Source organism: Asticcacaulis sp. P2_C5 (assembly GCF_056404555.1).
Genome location: NZ_JBFUDU010000013.1, coordinates 15122 through 31150, shown reverse-complemented (window position 1 = coordinate 31150; position 16029 = coordinate 15122). Strand labels below are relative to the sequence as shown.

The window sequence follows — 16029 nt, the reverse complement described above, 5'->3', positions numbered from 1 at the left end:
GCTAAGCCGGAAGTGGGTAAATACCGTGCAGAACCTTGTTGAAATGATCTTCGATATGGCGCGTACAGTTGCACGACAGGCCTTTGAGAGCGCGCAAGTCCTTGATGATCAAATAGCCTCGCTTGATGTCGATAATGCCCCTGTCGCGCAATCCGCCCAGGACACGGCTGACGAACGACCGGCCGACACCCAGCATATCCGCCAGCTGTTCCTGGGTCATACGGAACTCCGTCTCGCCCGTCCTGGCCAGGCCGGCCAGGATCAGCTTGGCGGTACGTTGCTGTATGGTATGAATCGCATTGCAGGCGGAGGTCTGGAAAAGCTGGGCCACCAGGCAATCCGAATAGCGTGCCAACCAGTGGTGCAGCGACGGTGAATCAAGCTTCGCCTGCTCAAGCGCGGAGGTTTTCAAACGCAGGAACAGACCTTCGACCCGGACCAGTGATGTGCTGTAGGACGGCACATGTCCGTTTGAAACAACGCCGCCGATGGCGCCCTCGCGTCCGACGAAACCGACGTCGACGGCCGTTCCCTGGGTACCTTCGATACAGAAGGCCGCCAGGGCGCCTCCGCAGGGAAACCATGTTTCGACCACGTCGTCACCGGCGTGGATGAGAGTCGTATGCGCTCTCATCTCAAGCGCCATCATATGCGGTTGCAGCCGCTGGCGATCCTCTTCCGCCAGAACCGACAGAAGCCCATTGCTCAGCATCTGCTCTTTCGTCGGAGAGGTCATCACGCGTTCCCAATAAGGTGGCCAAGACAATGGCAAGTGTGCACAAGTGCACAGACGCTGATCGCAATGAATGTTACCCGGATACACAAGGCAGTTCCCCGCGTGGCACCAGGCATCCGACTTATGTGCTGAAATCCATGTAAAGCCTCAATGTGCATGGGCACAGATACGCGATAACAACGCGCAATTTGAATGAAAAGGATGCGGCATGGCCGACGGGAAGAGTCGATCCGATGGCCTGCATATACTGATTGTCGACGACAATTTTGCCGCCGCCCAGACGACGGGTTGGGTCGTCGAAACCTCCGGCAACACCTATGACCTGGCCGGGCGCGCTGACGTCGCCATCGCCGCCGCCAAGCTAAGGGTACCCGATGTCGTACTGCTCGATATCGGATTGCCGGGGCTGGACGGGTTCGAGCTTTGCACCGAGATGAAGGCGATACCGGCCCTGCGCGGCACGGTGTTTATTGCCCATACGGGCTATGGCCAGCAGCAGCACAGGGACAGGGCGCTGGAGGTCGGCTGTTCCTATTTTCTGTTGAAACCGTTCGATCCGGCCAAACTGGAAGCTATCCTGGCCGATGTCGCACAACAAAAACGCGGCAAAGACATCCTTGGCGACGAAAAGCGCCCCGATCTCAGCAACAATGCCCCCGGGCCCGCCTGATCACGGCTTGCAGGTCGGGCACAGGCCCAGGCTTTTGTATTTGGCGAAGGTCTTCATCATATAGGCCCGCGCTTCGAGCAGGTTGGGGAAGGCACGCGACCAACCGACATCGCCCGCGGGTCCGGTCGGCTTGAGTTCCCCCTGCCCTTCGCGGCACAGCTTGCAGGTGCCTTTGTGCACGCGGGCGCGCTGGACCGATGCCATATGCGAGACGAAATAGCTCATACCGCTGGGATAGCACGACTACCCGCTTAATGAAAACCGTGACGCGCGATCAGGTGCTCGACCCTGGCCTCACAGACGCCCGGCAGCGCAGCCAACCGACCGGCGAGATGGCGTGCCGCTGACGGATCGAGATGCGTGACACGCAGCCGGTGAGTCATGCGCTCGCCGCAGCGCGACGTCCGTACCTGGCCCAGCCCTGCACCGGACGCACTCAGGCACGACATGACCATTGCGGTATCGCTTCCCGCCATCGCAGAGACATGTAAAATGTGGATCAATTCGCCCGACAGGTCGCGGACAAAATCATCTTCGGCCGGCACGTGCCGTACAAACGCGTTCATAGCTCAAGCCCAGGGCTCAGAGGTCGCGAAAAGGGAAATCCGTCGTCCCACTTCGTTGCCGACAATCGGCCGCATCACCTTTTGCAAGGATGCCACCTTGCCTGGGAAGGCAGGTTGGCGTCGGGTCGGGCCCAACTCTGGATGCAGGCGCGTATTAGCTTATCTCGCGACAGGATTCAATGGGTCAAGAACGAGCCGTTCCCGCCCTGGGCGCTGTGCGCGCGGCTGGTCATGCCCCACGTAGCAACTCCGCCTCAAGGGCTGCCACCGTGTCGAACAAATGGGTCGGACCGGCGGCCTTCAGGACAGATGTCTTGGCATAGCCCCAGCCCACGGCCGCCGCTGTTACGCCGGCTTTCTGCGCCGCGTGAATGTCGCGTTCCTCGTCGCCGACACAGAGCGCGTCCGCGGGCGACACGCCGGCGCGCTTCAGCATCGCCTTGAACCTGCCGGCCTTGCCGAACAGCGACACACCGCAGGCATAGTCGGAAACCAGGCTGGCCGATGTCCCCAGCACCGTTCGTATCGTCGCCTCGCTGTTCGAGCTGACGACAGCAATCCGCACGCCTGCGCCATGCAGCCGCCCAAGCAGCGGCTCGATCCCGTCGAACAGTAAAATCTTTTCCGCCACGCTGACGCTGCGTCGTCGCATATCCGCGGCGATGAACGGCAGACGCCAGTGCTGGACCCCGAGGCTTTTCATAACGCCACGCGTATCCAGCCCACGCAGATGGTCGATATCGTCGTCGTTCACCCGGCGGAAGCGATGCTTGGCCGCGATCTCATTGAGCACGCCAACCATCCAATCGCCGCTGTCAGCGAGCGTGCCGTCGAAATCGAAAATGACCAGCCGGTAGGGGGAACGCATCTCTATTTGGGCCCGAGACTGCGGCGATAACCGAGTATACCGAAGGCGAGGCAGATGAGCACGATCCAGCCGGTCCAGAATCCTGTGGTCGTCACATAGCCAAAGACGGCAAATTTCGTCAGCGCGCGGACTAGGTGCGCGACCACGGCGTTCAAAATGGCGCCCGTCGCAAAAAAAGTCCACATGCGCCGCGACCAGATGGCCAAAACGGCAAACAGAAACAGCGCCACGATGTCGATCGTGATAACGGCGACTCCGGGCCCATTGCCGGCGTGTGAAGTCAGAAAAAAGCTCAGTGTCCAGGCAACAGAAATAATGGCGGCCCCGTATCTCTCGACGGGACCGCCACGCAGAAAAGCCCACATGCAAACAATGACGGCGGCAATGTCTCCGCCCTTCGCCCACACTAACGCTATCAGTTCTTTATCCATAAATGCCTATGCCGCATTCTCCGAGGCCACGACAACATGAACATGACGACCCGATGGCGGTGTTACCAGCTTGTCGTCTTCGGTGCCAAAAGCCACCGTCCGGCAGCCCATTTGGGTTTTCACCGCGTCCAGGTCCTTGTGAACCGTCACAATCGCGCTCCTCGCCTCCGACAGAGAAGCATACGATTTAGCGATGCCGTCAATCACATTCTGCCCGACGACCGCCGACAGGTTTCCGTCCATACGCATGCGCACCAGGCTGCTCGACAGGGTGGCCAGTTCGATAAGCGCGGTGTCAAAGGCTCTTTCGGTCGCAAACAGTTGCTGTGCGCCTTGGCGCACCATCTCAGATCTTTGCATGTTTCAATCCTATCCTGGCCCCCACGGGCCCGCTTACGCGCCAATCCGGGGACGGTGACCGGAATTAGCCTAACAGGGTTTGAATCAGCTGTATGGCTCCGGCCGTAGAGGACAGGAGTGCCGCGAAACCGAGCGCCATGGCGATCGCAATCAGCACAAAAAGTCCGGTGCATTCCAGAGCCGACAGTTTCTTCAGCCGTCCTGCGAACCAGCCCCGTCGTCCGTCAGCCAGGCCGTCGCCGCTACCATGTGAAAGGCTGCCTTCTCGGGGCCGCACTCGCGGTTCAGCGTCTTCAGAGACTGGATGAGTGGATCTATTTCCATGAATTTCTCCGGAGACGCCAGCATCCTCCAGGCGTTCTCCAGGTCGTTCCAGCTCAGTTGGAAATAGTAGTCGTTCGGGTTCAGGGGCTTGTTCATGCCCTGACCCTGACACGCCTTCCTGCGGTTTGGCGACTATGTCCGGCGTATACCCTACGGCGGGTATAGTCGGCTTTTGGGCCTCATACCTCAGCAGCATCATCGCTGCCTTCTTCGTCGTGTCGACCCGCAGCCGCCGGCGCGCCATGCCGGCATGATCCTTGACCGTCGCCACACTAATAGCCAGGGCGCGCGCGATTTCCTTTTCCTGCCAGTGCTGCGCGACCAGGCGCAGAACCTGCTTTTGCCGCTCCGTCAGTTGTTCGCAAACGTCCAGTCCGTCGTCTAACACTACCCTACCTGCCCCAGAGTTTCTGACTGTTCACCATCCGCCGTCTGATGAACGTTCAGACTAACCTTTAGCCTTAAGATTGTCATTATCCAACTTGCCGCTGTGCGGCTATGTTGACCTGGCGAGAGATTTTTGACGCAGTCGCCGGGCACGGATCATCATATGATCAGTCGACTTATCCGTTTTCTGGCATCATCCCGGGCATCATATTGGCATTCAGGTGGTACATTACCCACAGCGAGCCGACGATCAGTATGCCGACGATGAGTACGGTAAAGACGAAGGCGGCGTTGTTCCATACCTGACCGGACGACGTGTTCATGTGCAGGAAAAAATAGAGATGCACCACAATCTGCACCACGGCGGCCAGAATCAGCACCGGCACCAGGCTCGAGACCGGTAGCACATGCGCCATGGTCAGGCCGAACGGAAGGGCGGTAAGCACAACCGACAGCACAAAACCGATCAGATAGGATTTGACCGTCCCGTGGCCGGCCCCGCCATGGCCATGATCTTCGTGATGATGGGCCTCGGTCTTTGTCTGGTCGACATCGACCGGCTGGACATGCGCCGTCTTCGCCTTTTTGGGCTTGGCCGTATTGGGTGTGCTCATCACGCGGCTCCCATCAGATAGACGATCGTGAAGACGCCGATCCAGATAATGTCGAGAAAATGCCAAAACAGGCTCAGCGTCATCAGGCGGATACGGTTGGCCGGTGTCAGGCCGCGGCGAAACAGGTGGACGAACATGGCGCCCATCCAGATCAGGCCCGAGGTGACGTGCAGGCCGTGTGTTCCGACCAAGGTGAAAAAGGCCGACAGGAAGGCCGAACGATCGGGGCCGTTGCCCTCGCCGATCAGCTTAGCGAATTCGTGGATTTCCATGGCCATGAAACCCAGCCCGCACAGGGCGGTCAGGCCCAGCCAGGTGATCACGCCCTTCAGCTTCTTTGCCTCCATGCTGATCATGGCCAGGCCATAGGTCAGGGACGAGATCAGCAAAAGCGCCGTTTCTATCGCTACATAGGGCAGGTCAAACAGGTCGCGGCCGTTGGGACCGTCAGCGATATTGTCTTTCAGCACGGCGTAGCCGGCAAACACCGAGGCGAACAGGATGCAGTCGCTCATCAGGTAGATCCAGAAGCCCAGCGTCACCTTGGGAGCCTCATCGTGATGATCGGCGTGGTGTGTATCGTTCGGATTATGATCGTAGGCAGAGTCGAGTTCGGCCTTCACGGCTTTGACGGGATTGCTCATGCCTTCACCTCCGCACGCGCCAGATCGGCAAACCGGGCGGCTTCGATCGCTGCGACCTCTTCCGCCGGGACGTAATAGTCGCGGTTCGCATTGAAGGTATGGGCAATGCCCAGCCCGATCATGACCAGCAGCGCACCCGCCGCCATCCACCAGATGTGCCACACCAGCCCGAAGCCCAGGCCGACACTGACGATGCCGATCAGGAAGCCGGTATAGGTGTTGTGTGGCATATGGATCGGCGCATAGCTGGCAGGCTGGACATAGGCCGTGCCCGTCTGCTTGGCGTCCCAGAAGGCGTCGTGATTGCCGATCTTCGGCACGACGGCGAAGTTATAGAAGGGCGGCGGCGACGAGGTCGCCCATTCCAGCGTGCGGGCATCCCACGGGTCGCCGGTCAGGTCGCGCAGGTCGTCGCGCTTCCAGATGCTGTAGATGATCTGGGCAATCTGGGCCAGGATGCCGAAGAAGATCAGCAGGGCCCCGCAGGCGGCGACGATCAGATAGACGTGCCACACTGGATTGTTCATATAGTCGAGACGCCGCGTCATGCCCATCAGGCCCAGGGCGTACAGCGGCATAAAGGCGATATAGAAACCGACCAGCCAGAACCAGAACGACACCTTGCCCAGGCCTTCGTGAAGGCGGAAGCCGAAGGCCTTGGGGAACCAGTAGTTCAGCCCGGCGATACAGCCGAACACAACGCCGCCGATTATGACATTGTGGAAGTGCGCGATCAGGAAGACCGAGTTGTGCAGGACGTAATCGGCGCCCGGCACGGCCATCAGCACGCCGGTCATCCCGCCGATGACAAAGGTGATGATAAAGCCCAGGGTCCACAGCATGGCGACCTGCAGGCGCACCCGCCCGCGGTACATGGTGAAGAGCCAGTTGAAGATCTTCACCCCCGTCGGGATCGAGATGATCATGGTCGTAATGCCGAAGAAGGCATTGACATTGGCCCCTGCCCCCATGGTGAAGAAGTGGTGCAGCCAGACGATAAACGACAGCACGCCGATGGCCATGGTAGCGTAGACCATGGCGTCATAACCGAACAGGCGCTTGCGCGAGAAGGTGGCGACGACCTCGGAAAAGATGCCGAAAACTGGCAGGACCAGGATATAGACCTCGGGGTGTCCCCAGGCCCAAATCAGGTTGACATACATCATCGGGTTGCCGCCCGCGTCATTGGTAAAGAAGTGCATGCCCAGATAACGATCCAGGCCCAGCATGGCGAGAGTTACGGTCAGGATCGGAAAGGCGGCGACGATAAGCATGTTGGCGCACAGGGTCGTCCAGGTGAAAACCGGCATGCGCATCAGGGTCATGCCCGGCGCCCGCATCTTGAAAATGGTGGTGATCAGGTTGACGCCGGACAGCAGGGTCCCAAGCCCCGATATCTGCAGGGCCCAGATATAGTAGTCGACCCCCACGCCGGGTGAGAAGGCCACCTCCGACAGCGGCGGATAGGCCAGCCAGCCGGTATGGGCGAATTCACCGACGACCAGCGATATATTGACCAGGATGGCGCCGGCAGCCGTCAGCCAGAAACTCATGCTGTTCAAATAGGGGAAGGCAACGTCGCGCGCCCCGATCTGCAACGGCATGACAACGTTCATCAGGCCGATAACGAAGGGCATGGCCATGAAGAAGATCATGATGACGCCGTGCGCCGTGAATATCTGGTCGAAGTGATCGGGCGGCAGATAGCCGTGGCCACCGTTCGACGCAAGGGCCTGCTGGGTGCGCATCATCAGAGCGTCGGCAAAACCGCGCAACAGCATGATCAGGGCCAGGATGATATACATGGCGCCGATCTTCTTGTGGTCGACCGAGGTCAGCCACTCGGCCCACAGATAGGTCCATTTCTTGAAGTAGGTGATCAGGCCCAGCACCAGGATGGCGCCGCCGACCATACCGGCCCCGGCGACCATGATGATCGGTTCGTGCCACGGCACGGAGTCGAGGGTCAGGCGCCCGAAGATAAGACTGTCGTGAATGGCAGCGTGCGGAACGAGCATCAGCTTTTCGCCTCGTCGGGCTTCTTGCACATCCTGGTGCCGGGCGCGATGTCCTTCATCGCGGCCATGTTGACGGACTGGTCCGTACACAGCTTGCCATCGGTGCAGTTGTTGAGAATATTGTGGAACAGCGTGGGATCGGGCGCGGTGTAGAAGACCGGCTTGCCGCTCAGGCCGGGCTGGGCCAGGCTGGCATAGGCCGCACCGTCCAGCGTTGCCGGCGCCGACCTGGCCGTGGCGACCCAGGCAGCAAAATCGGCGTCGCTCATCGCCCTCGCCTGGAACTTCATTCCGGCAAAGCCCTCGCCGCTGTAATTGGCCGAAATGCCGTCATAGGTCCCGACTTCATCGGCGCGCAGCGACAACTGGGTCTGCATGCCGGTCATGGTGTAGATCTGCGACCCCAGTTGCGGGATGAAGAACGAATTCATCACGGTGGCCGAGGTCAGCTTGAAATGAACCGGCGTGCCGACCGGCAAGGCCAGTTCGTTGACCGAGGCGATATTGTACTGCGGGTAGATGAACAGCCATTTCCAGTCCAGCGACACCACCTCGACCTCGATCGGCCGGGCATCGGGCTTGCTGGCGTGGGGCGCGACCGGTTTGTGTGGGTCGAGGGCGTGGGTCGACACCCAGGTCACGGCGCCCAGGGCCAGAATGATCAGGGTCGGAATGGCCCAGACCACGGCCTCGATGCGGTTGGAATGTTCGAAATCCGGCGCATAGGTGGCCTTGGTGTTCGACGCCCGGTACCGCCAGGCGAACCACAGGGTCATGAAGATCACCGGCACCACCGGGATCAGCATCAGCAGCATGGCCAGGATGATCAGGTCTTTTTCCTGCATGCCGACGGGCCCCTTGGGGTCCATCACAGCCATTTGACAACCGCTTAGCACCACGGCGCCCAAAACCAGGCTGGCCGATGTCAGAGCGCGATTTATGTTGCATCGCAACATAAATGAAAAACTTGAGACGCGTATTGCGGGCGCGGCCTGGCGCAGATGCGCCGGATGACGTTCCAGTGGCTTCACAACAAAAAACCTATATCACACAAACGAGTTGAGACGCAGGCGGCACTTTTTTTATGGGCTATGAAATGCCGTAAACAGCATTTTTTGCGCCCTCGCAAGAGGCAGTTTGTCGCAGTGCGGCAAATAATTTTTTCGCAACTGCGTAAAAAATTCCGGCAAATCGTCCGTCCGCGGCCGTGAAAGGTGTCCTGTCACCCGCAGATACCGGTGTTTTTTGACGCCAACGACAGCAGAATTTGCAAAAGAAACCGTTGTAAAATCTGAATTTGCCGATAGCATGGGCCAAATTGACGCAGGCGCTAAAATAAATTGACCTGCTGTAAGAAAGTTCGAGGAAGCCACCCATGTCGCCACGCGTTTATCAGTTCGGACCGATCTTCAAAACCCTCCTGATCGTGGGCGCTTTGGCGCTGGTCGCAATGGGTGTCTGGGGCGTCATGCAATCCTATACGCATGGCCACGGTGTCCTGGCGCAATTCGGCGGCGTCCTGCTCAGCCTGATTCCAATCGCGGCGGCCCTGTTTGGCGCGCCTATGGTCTGGCGCTGCAAGCTGACCCTGTTTGAAGACCGCCTGGAATATAACGGCCTGATGCTGGACGCGACCATTCGCAAGGCCGACGTGATCGCCGCCCTTTCGCCGGCGCCGCAATACGGCATGTTCTCGATCTTCCTGACCCTGGCCGGCCAACCGTTCAAGCGCCTGCACATCGCAGTCCTGGGTCATATGGACGACGCCCTGCGCAGCTGGGTCAACACTCTGCCTCACGCGGAACCCTCAAAGGTCTGATCGGGCTACCTCATTGTCTTTTGGCAAAGCCGCCGGTGTCCCGGCGGCTTTGGTGTTGAGAAATGCCCCCTCAACCCTTCGCTAATGCTTCGGGTCGCGGGCCGGCTCGACAAGCTCGCCACGCCACGGGGCGTCCCGCTCCCCCGTACGTTTCGTTACACTTCGCTACGGTGGAGGACTGGTTGATTAGCGTTTCCCCCAGTGTAGAAAAGAGATCTGTAAAAAATCGGCATGTACCGTTGAAATCGGATACGCAGCTAGCAGTGATTTTCTTTTTTCGTCAGTCCTCCACCGTAGCCCGGAGGGCGTCACGGGGGAGGTGGCGAGCTTGTCTCGCCGGAGGGGGCAACCTCCACTTCCTTGCGAAACCACGTCAGCCACACCGACACCCCGGCCAGCATCCCCGCCAGCGCAAACCAGGTCAGCGCATACATCAGGTGCGAGTTCGGGAAGGCGACCTTGGTCAGCCCGCCCTTCGGCCAGCCGCCGGGGTTTTCCGTCGCATCGGCATCGATAAAATAGGGTGCGACGTCTGTTAAACCATGCTTTGCCGCCATGGCGCCGAAGTCCCGTCGATACCAGGCGTCGTGCGTCGGATCGTTGGCCTGGGAAAACAGCCAACCCTTGACCTCCGGCATGCGCAGCAACCCGGTTACCGTCACCTCCCCCGCCGCCTGTCCCGCCGCCCGCACCGCCGGATCGCGCTGTTCCATCGGCACATAGCCGCGATTGATGTAGACGATGGTGCCGTCTTCGACAGCGAGCGGGGTCATCACCCAATAGCCGGCTCCGTAATCGGTCAGGGTATAGACTTGCGACTCCCGGTCATTCAAAAACCGCCCGTGCACCGTCACATGGCGGTATTCGTCGTTCTTCGCGGTGATACCGGCCCACGACGTCCGCCCAGGCGCTTCCCCGGCAGGAGCATGTACCCGAGCATTGACCCGGGTGATCAGGTCGTTTTTCCACACCAGCCGCTGCACCTGCCACACACCCAAGGCGGTGAACCCGGCAATAGCGGTCACAATCACCCCCGCCGCAATAACCCGTCGCATTGACGTCCGCCCTCTCAATCTAATCTGACCAATTCCCGCTTGAAGTCATATCCCGCTTCTACCGGTTGGCCCCAGGTCTGCGCGCATTTATGCCCGCTATACACGGCGGCCGCCACTGTCCCAGGCGCCAGACAATCGCCGATCCGCAACGTCGAGACAATCCCGGCTGCCGCCAGGGCCTCCGGATCCGCCATCAGGTCATGATACAGGGCGTCGTCCGGCACGCGCGACGTCACCGGCACCAGGGTTCGCCCCTCAATGCCGACGATCGGCCCGCCATAGATCGGTTTCAGATCGAACCGATCCCCCTCGCCTTTTACCAAAGCCATATTGCACATCAGCCCGACGCCCAGTTCAACCAGACGCGACTGAATCCGTCCCTGCTCGAGCGTATTTTCCGTCCATTGCGACACCACAGGGGCCGGCGTCGCCAATACGACATCGAACCCTTCGCGCACCAGAAGCTCGGCCAATACGCCCGCCATATAGTAGTGGTCGTCGTCATAGATCAGGACGGGCCCGTCTGGCCTTTCACCACGCAGGACGGCGTCCGGCGACAATACCCGACTATCCGCCACACCCGGCACCGGCACACGCGACTTGCGCCCCATGCCGTCGGTCCGCCATCGCGATCCGGTGGCCAGCACGACATTGGGTATCCCCAACTCCCGCACCGTGTCCGCCGTCATGGCGCTGTCGAAATAGAAGTCGACATTCGGCATCTGGCGTAGTTGCTGCAGGCGGTAATCGGCCACGCGTTTATAGGTCGCCAACCCCGGCAACCGCGACTCCAGCCGGACCCGTCCACCCGGTTCGCGCTCGGATTCGGCGATTACGACCGTCATGCCGCGTTTGGCCAGGGCCCGCGCGGCTTCCAGTCCAGCCGGTCCCGATCCCACGACCAGCACGCGGTCCGGCGTCTCGGCCGGCGCAATCCGCTCGGGATGCCAGCCGCGCCGCCATTCCTCCCCCATGGTTGGGTTCTGGGTGCAGCGGATGGGTGTGATGGTCATATCGCCGCTGACGCAGATATTGCAGCCGATACATTCGCGGATATCGTCGACCTGACCGTCGCGCACCTTGGCCGGCAAAAACGGATCGGCGATCGACGGGCGCGCCGCACCGATCAGGTCCAGCACGCCACGGCGGATCTGGCTGACCATGGCATCAGGCGAGGTAAAGCGGCCGACACCCACCACCGGCTTGGTCGTCACCGTCTTGACGAATGCCGTATAGGCCTCCTGCGCGCCCTCTTCGGAAAAGCGCGCCGTCACGCTGTCATTGGACCAGTCGGCCAGGTTGACGTCCCACAGGTCGGGCAGTTCGGCCAAGAGCTCGACCACCTCGCGCCCCTCGCCGGTTGAGGTCAGGCCGCGCGCGCCCAGCAGTTGGTCTACGGCCAGCCGTACGGCGATGGCGCAGGTATCCCCCGCCGCGTCCTTGGCGTCCTCGATCAGTTCGCGCAGCAGCCGCGCGCGGTTTTCGAGACTGCCGCCATACTCATCGCTGCGCGTGTTCATCTCGCGCGACAGGAAATGCATGGCGATCGACAGATTGTGCCCGGCATAACAGTAGATGATGTCGAAGCCGGCCGCCTTGGCGCGCCGCACCGCTGCCTTGTGCCAGTGGCGCAGATTGCGGATATCGCCAAGGTCCATGGCGCGGGTATGGATCGGGCTCTGGCACTTGACGGGCCCGCCGCTCGGCGAAAACGGCGGTTCGCGACTGTAGAGATTTGGATTGGCGAAACCGTTATAGGCCAGTTCGATTCCGGCCAGGGCACCATGGCGATGCACACCCTCGACCATCAGGGCCATGGCCGGAATATCGCTGTCGTCCCATAGCCGGCCTTCGATATAAGGGGCGAATTCCGAAGTCGGATGGATCTCGACCTCTTCGGTGCACACCACGCCCCAGCCGCCCTCGGCCTTGGTTTCGCGCATCTTCGCCAGGGCCAGCGGATGGCGGTAGCCCATGCCGTTGCAATGCGGCACCTGGTAGAACCGGTTGGGCGCGGTGACGGGGCCGATCTTCACCGGCTCGAACAAAATATCGTATCTGGGATCTCGCATGGAGGTGGCCGCTCCCCTGTTTTTATGGTTGGCCGCACCCTATCCACGCTTGCCCGACTTGAAAAGCCGGCGACACGAATGTGATCACAGTTTTTAGCCAGCAGGAACAGGGCCTGCGGTGCAGGAAGGTGCAATGCCAAAACAGAAAAGGCCGCGGCGAACCGCAGCCTTTCCCGTTACTCACATTCAACTCTAATTAGAACTTGTAGCGCAGGCCAAGCTGGTAGCGCGAGTCAAGTTCCTGGGCAAAATACAGGTTCGTCGTGTCACGACCATGCTGACGAAGGTGTGCTTTGTTGAGGTTCAGGCCTTCGAAGGTTGCCTGGAGGTTGGCGGAGATCTGATAGTTGATCGAGGCATCAATCGTACCGAACGCTTCGGTGTAACCCGGATCGGTCTGGGCACCGATGTTGGTGGCGTTGATGAATTCGTCACGCCAGTTGTACGAAACACGGCCGGACCAGGCACCCTTATCGTAAATGGCCGTCAGGTTATAGGTGTTCGACAGACCGAGCAGCGGGAACTGCTGGGTGCCCGGAGGCGCCGAGTTGTCGAAGGCGATATCGCCATTGACCGTCGTCAGGCTGCCCGACACGCCGAAGCCTGTATCGGCAAAGAAGTGCTGGAAGGCGAATTCGAAGCCGTGCAGGTTTGCCGTCTTGTTGTTGACCGGGATGTTGGTCTCGAACGCGAACAGCGGGTCGTTGGCGTCAGCCACCAGGTCATAGGCCTGCAGCACCTGGTCGACATAGGTCTGGCTCAGATTGCCGCTGCCGTCCAGGTGAGCCTGATAGTCCGACTTGGCCTGGTTCTGGGCGGTGGCCGGCGTGCTGCCGGTCTTCAGGTAGTGGTCGTACAGCGCCGTCATGGTGAACAGATTGACGTCGGTCGTCGACTGGCTGATCGAGCCCAGCAGGTCCTTGGCGATACCCGAACGAGAACCGGCGGCGCCCGACGACGGGTCACGCAGGCCGAACGGGTTGGCCTGGATGCGGCCGGTACCGACGAAGTTTGCGACGTCCTTGTTATAGAAGCCCAGGGACATATAGCTGTCCTTGCCGTAGTACCATTCGACCGAGAGGTCGACATTGCTTGATTCCAGCGGCAGCAGGCCAGGGTTGCCACTGGTCGCCGTCGGATTGGTGCCGTTGGCGGTCGGACGCGGCGGCGTGCCCGGCGCCGTCGTCGCAAACAGGTTGCTGTAGGCGGCGCGTGCTATGGTCTTCGAGAACGAAGCCCGGACGATCACGTCGTCCGTGGCGCTCCACGAGACATCCAGGTTCGGTAGCCAGTGATCGTAGTCCGCCTGGTATTCCTGGATGGCCAGGGTCGAACTGCTGTCGACCGTGAAGTCGTTGTCAGCGGTCCAGCGAATGGCCACAGGCGTACTTTGCTTGGCCGAAGCCGTGACATCGGTCTTCTCGTATCGCAAACCGGCGACGACGGTTGCCGGGCGGCCGAGGAAATCGCCCTTCATGGTGAGTTGGCCGTACGCCGCCGCGATTTGCTCTTCGACGGCGTTGGACGTCATCGCCGCGGTCGGCAGGGTGGTGTGGTACAGCGTCGACTTGGCCAGGGCCTGGTAGATGTCCAGCGCGTTGCCGCGGAAGGCGATGTTCGACTGGCCCGGCTCGAAGTCCTCGAACAGGCTGCCCAGGTCGAAGGTGGTGATCAGGCCCGGTGCATACTGCGCGACATCGCCCGGATTGCCGATACCCCAGTCGCCCAGCGCCTGATAGGTTTGGCCCGTGGTGGTTTCCATACGCGACTTGATCAGGTCGATGCCGGCGTCGAAGCGGCTCTCGCCGTCGAAGTCGTAGCTGAAATCGATCTTGGCTTCGTCGACCTTGTGCGTCTGGCTGTTGGTCGCCATGCGCGCCACCTGCGAACCGAGGTCGCCAGCGTCCAGCTTGCCGTTGTTATTGCCGCGCAGCGCGTCGTTGACGGTATAGGCCTGCACGGGGATATCGCCGGTAAAGTCGACGGAGTGCGCGGAAACGACCGGGGCGCCGATCGACATCATCACCGAACTGGTGCCATTCGGGTTGTCCGGCGTGGCCTTGCCTTCCGAGCTGTGGACGTCGAAGGTCAGGCTTGCACGTTCGTTCAGATCGTACTTCGCGTTGAAGCCGACCGACTTCAGCGTGTTTTTCTGGCCGAGGAGCTGCTGCTCGAAGCCGATGTCCTTCACGCCGTTTTCGTTTTCCTGGAGATAAAGGGCGTTATAGATCCCGGACTCGCCTTTGACGAACGTGATCTTGTCGAACGGACGGTTGAACCAGTTGGTTTGTTCCGCGCGTTGTTCCGAGCCCTTGTTCTCGACATACACGGCGTCCAGCGTCAACAGCAGGTTTTCCGTAGGACGGAACTGAACGGTTCCGCCGATATTGGTGCGCTGGTTGTGGGTCTGTGACAGGGCATAGCGGCTGTCGTTCGGATAGGCGACAAGCGACCCGGCCGGCGGTGCATTGGTGATCTGGGTCAGCAGGGTCGTCTTATCGGCTGCATAGCGCAGACGGCCGCTGTTCGGGTCATAGAATTGCGCGCGCGTGTCCAGGTTCCAGTTGTTCTGGGTCGCCTGGCGGGTCGCCACGTCCCTTTCGGAATACTGGCCGAACACGGCAACGCCGAAGGTCTTCGAATCGTTGGTCCAGCTGTAGGCGCCGGTGACTTCCGGAGTCCAGTCCTTGCCGTCGACCATATTGTCGCCGTGCAGGCCCTTGATACTAACGGAGCCAGTCGAACCGGCCTTGTTGATCGGGCGCAGGGTCTTGATATTCAGCGTCGCACCGATGCCGCCGGAGGCGACATTGGCCTTGCCGGTCTTGTAGACTTCGAATCCGCTGATGCTGTCCGACGCGATATTCGAGAAGTCGAAGCTACGCGAACCGCCCATGGCGAAGGTGTTGCCGCCCCCAATCAGGTCAATGCTGGCTGTCGGCATCACGCGGCCATTCAGGGTTACCAGGTTGAAGCCCGGGCCAAAACCGCGGACCGTGACCTTGGAGCCTGCACCGTTGACGCGATCGATCGAGACGCCAGGAATGCGTTGGACGGATTCGGCCAGGTTGGTGTCCGGATACTTGCCGATGTCCTCAGCCGTGATGGCGTCGACGACACCGGTCGCGTTTCTTTTGATATTCATTGAACGCTGCAGCGAACCGCGGATGCCGGTGACGACGACAACGGTTTCATCGCCCGTGGCGGCGGCTGGAGCGGCGTCTTGCGCCAGGGCCGACTGACTCATTGTAAGATTCAGGGCCAAACCGGCCAGGGCACTCAGCGCCAGCGTGGAGGCGCCGGACAGAATCGCTGAGCGCAGAGGACTCCCGGTTTTACGTGTAGTTGTGCGTTTCATCTTTGTTTTCCCAACGTGTTTTTATGGTGGTTATCTCCTCCCGCAGGGCGCAACTATGCCTTGCCGGACATCGCAACCCCCTGTGACGGCGGGCACGCGACGTTCAA

16 protein-coding genes, 1 pseudogene and 1 riboswitch are annotated in these 16029 nt (G+C 60.5%); of the genes and pseudogenes, 2 read left to right on the top strand and 15 right to left on the bottom strand.

The genetic code is table 11. The features are described from left to right. Window position 1: 1 nt before the first annotated feature. Window positions 2-736, bottom strand: coding sequence for a Crp/Fnr family transcriptional regulator (locus tag AC1DXO_RS20695; protein WP_476980086.1), 735 nt, complete (start codon window positions 734-736; stop codon window positions 2-4). A 208-nt stretch (window positions 737-944) separates the two neighbouring features. Here AC1DXO_RS20695 and AC1DXO_RS20690 point away from each other — a divergent pair, with 208 nt between their 5' ends. Beyond that, a complete protein-coding gene (locus tag AC1DXO_RS20690) occupies window positions 945-1406 on the top strand; it encodes a response regulator (RefSeq protein WP_476980085.1) in 462 nt (153 codons plus the stop codon). Here the strand turns inward: AC1DXO_RS20690 and AC1DXO_RS20685 are convergent, their stop codons facing one another. The 11 genes and pseudogenes from AC1DXO_RS20685 to cyoA all read right to left on the bottom strand — a co-directional run bounded on the left by AC1DXO_RS20685 (window position 1407) and on the right by cyoA (window position 8574). Further along, on the bottom strand, window positions 1407-1631 hold the full coding sequence (locus AC1DXO_RS20685) for a hypothetical protein (protein ID WP_476980084.1): 225 nt from the start codon (window positions 1629-1631) through the stop codon (window positions 1407-1409). A gap of 26 nt (window positions 1632-1657) precedes the next feature. Then, window positions 1658-1972 carry a hypothetical protein gene (locus AC1DXO_RS20680; protein WP_476980083.1) on the bottom strand — a complete coding sequence of 105 codons (315 nt, stop codon included), beginning with the start codon at window positions 1970-1972 and terminating at the stop codon, window positions 1658-1660. A 41-nt stretch (window positions 1973-2013) separates the two neighbouring features. Continuing rightward, window positions 2014-2122: riboswitch (SAM-I-IV-variant riboswitch) on the bottom strand. Window positions 2123-2201: 79 nt separating this feature from the next. Then, window positions 2202-2840, bottom strand: a complete 639-nt coding sequence (locus tag AC1DXO_RS20675) for an HAD hydrolase-like protein (protein ID WP_476980082.1) — start codon at window positions 2838-2840, stop codon at window positions 2202-2204. Window positions 2841-2842: 2 nt separating this feature from the next. Further along, a complete protein-coding gene (locus AC1DXO_RS20670; protein WP_476980081.1) occupies window positions 2843-3271 on the bottom strand; it encodes a hypothetical protein in 429 nt (142 codons plus the stop codon). A 6-nt stretch (window positions 3272-3277) separates the two neighbouring features. Then, entirely contained in the window at window positions 3278-3631 is a 354-nt protein-coding gene (locus tag AC1DXO_RS20665; protein WP_476980080.1) for a hypothetical protein, read from the bottom strand. 192 nt (window positions 3632-3823) lie between these two features. Then, window positions 3824-4051, bottom strand: a complete 228-nt coding sequence (locus AC1DXO_RS20660; RefSeq protein ID WP_476980227.1) for a hypothetical protein — start codon at window positions 4049-4051, stop codon at window positions 3824-3826. A 109-nt stretch (window positions 4052-4160) separates the two neighbouring features. Further along, window positions 4161-4343, bottom strand: a pseudogene (locus AC1DXO_RS20655) (response regulator transcription factor); the annotation flags it as partial. 175 nt (window positions 4344-4518) lie between these two features. Further along, entirely contained in the window at window positions 4519-4956 is a 438-nt protein-coding gene (gene cyoD, locus AC1DXO_RS20650; protein ID WP_476980079.1) for a cytochrome o ubiquinol oxidase subunit IV, read from the bottom strand. Next, window positions 4956-5600: a cytochrome o ubiquinol oxidase subunit III gene (gene cyoC, locus AC1DXO_RS20645; protein WP_476980078.1), complete on the bottom strand. Its 645-nt coding sequence runs from the start codon at window positions 5598-5600 to the stop codon at window positions 4956-4958. The genes cyoD and cyoC overlap by 1 nt, the downstream gene beginning before the upstream one ends. Then, window positions 5597-7618 carry a cytochrome o ubiquinol oxidase subunit I gene (cyoB, locus tag AC1DXO_RS20640; protein WP_476980077.1) on the bottom strand — a complete coding sequence of 674 codons (2022 nt, stop codon included), beginning with the start codon at window positions 7616-7618 and terminating at the stop codon, window positions 5597-5599. The genes cyoC and cyoB overlap by 4 nt, the downstream gene beginning before the upstream one ends. Beyond that, window positions 7618-8574 carry a ubiquinol oxidase subunit II gene (cyoA, locus tag AC1DXO_RS20635; protein WP_476980076.1) on the bottom strand — a complete coding sequence of 319 codons (957 nt, stop codon included), beginning with the start codon at window positions 8572-8574 and terminating at the stop codon, window positions 7618-7620. Before cyoA ends, cyoB begins: the two co-directional genes overlap by 1 nt. A gap of 419 nt (window positions 8575-8993) precedes the next feature. Between cyoA and AC1DXO_RS20630 the strand changes: the two genes are divergently transcribed. After that, window positions 8994-9437 carry a hypothetical protein gene (locus tag AC1DXO_RS20630; RefSeq protein ID WP_476980075.1) on the top strand — a complete coding sequence of 148 codons (444 nt, stop codon included), beginning with the start codon at window positions 8994-8996 and terminating at the stop codon, window positions 9435-9437. Window positions 9438-9745: 308 nt separating this feature from the next. Here AC1DXO_RS20630 and AC1DXO_RS20625 read toward each other — a convergent pair whose 3' ends face one another. The 3 genes from AC1DXO_RS20625 to AC1DXO_RS20615 all read right to left on the bottom strand — a co-directional run bounded on the left by AC1DXO_RS20625 (window position 9746) and on the right by AC1DXO_RS20615 (window position 15922). Then, window positions 9746-10492, bottom strand: a complete 747-nt coding sequence (locus AC1DXO_RS20625; protein ID WP_476980074.1) for an SURF1 family protein — start codon at window positions 10490-10492, stop codon at window positions 9746-9748. 14 nt (window positions 10493-10506) lie between these two features. Further along, a complete protein-coding gene (locus AC1DXO_RS20620; RefSeq protein WP_476980073.1) occupies window positions 10507-12564 on the bottom strand; it encodes an oxidoreductase in 2058 nt (685 codons plus the stop codon). 196 nt (window positions 12565-12760) lie between these two features. After that, a complete protein-coding gene (locus AC1DXO_RS20615) occupies window positions 12761-15922 on the bottom strand; it encodes a TonB-dependent receptor (RefSeq protein WP_476980072.1) in 3162 nt (1053 codons plus the stop codon). Window positions 15923-16029: the final 107 nt, after the last annotated feature.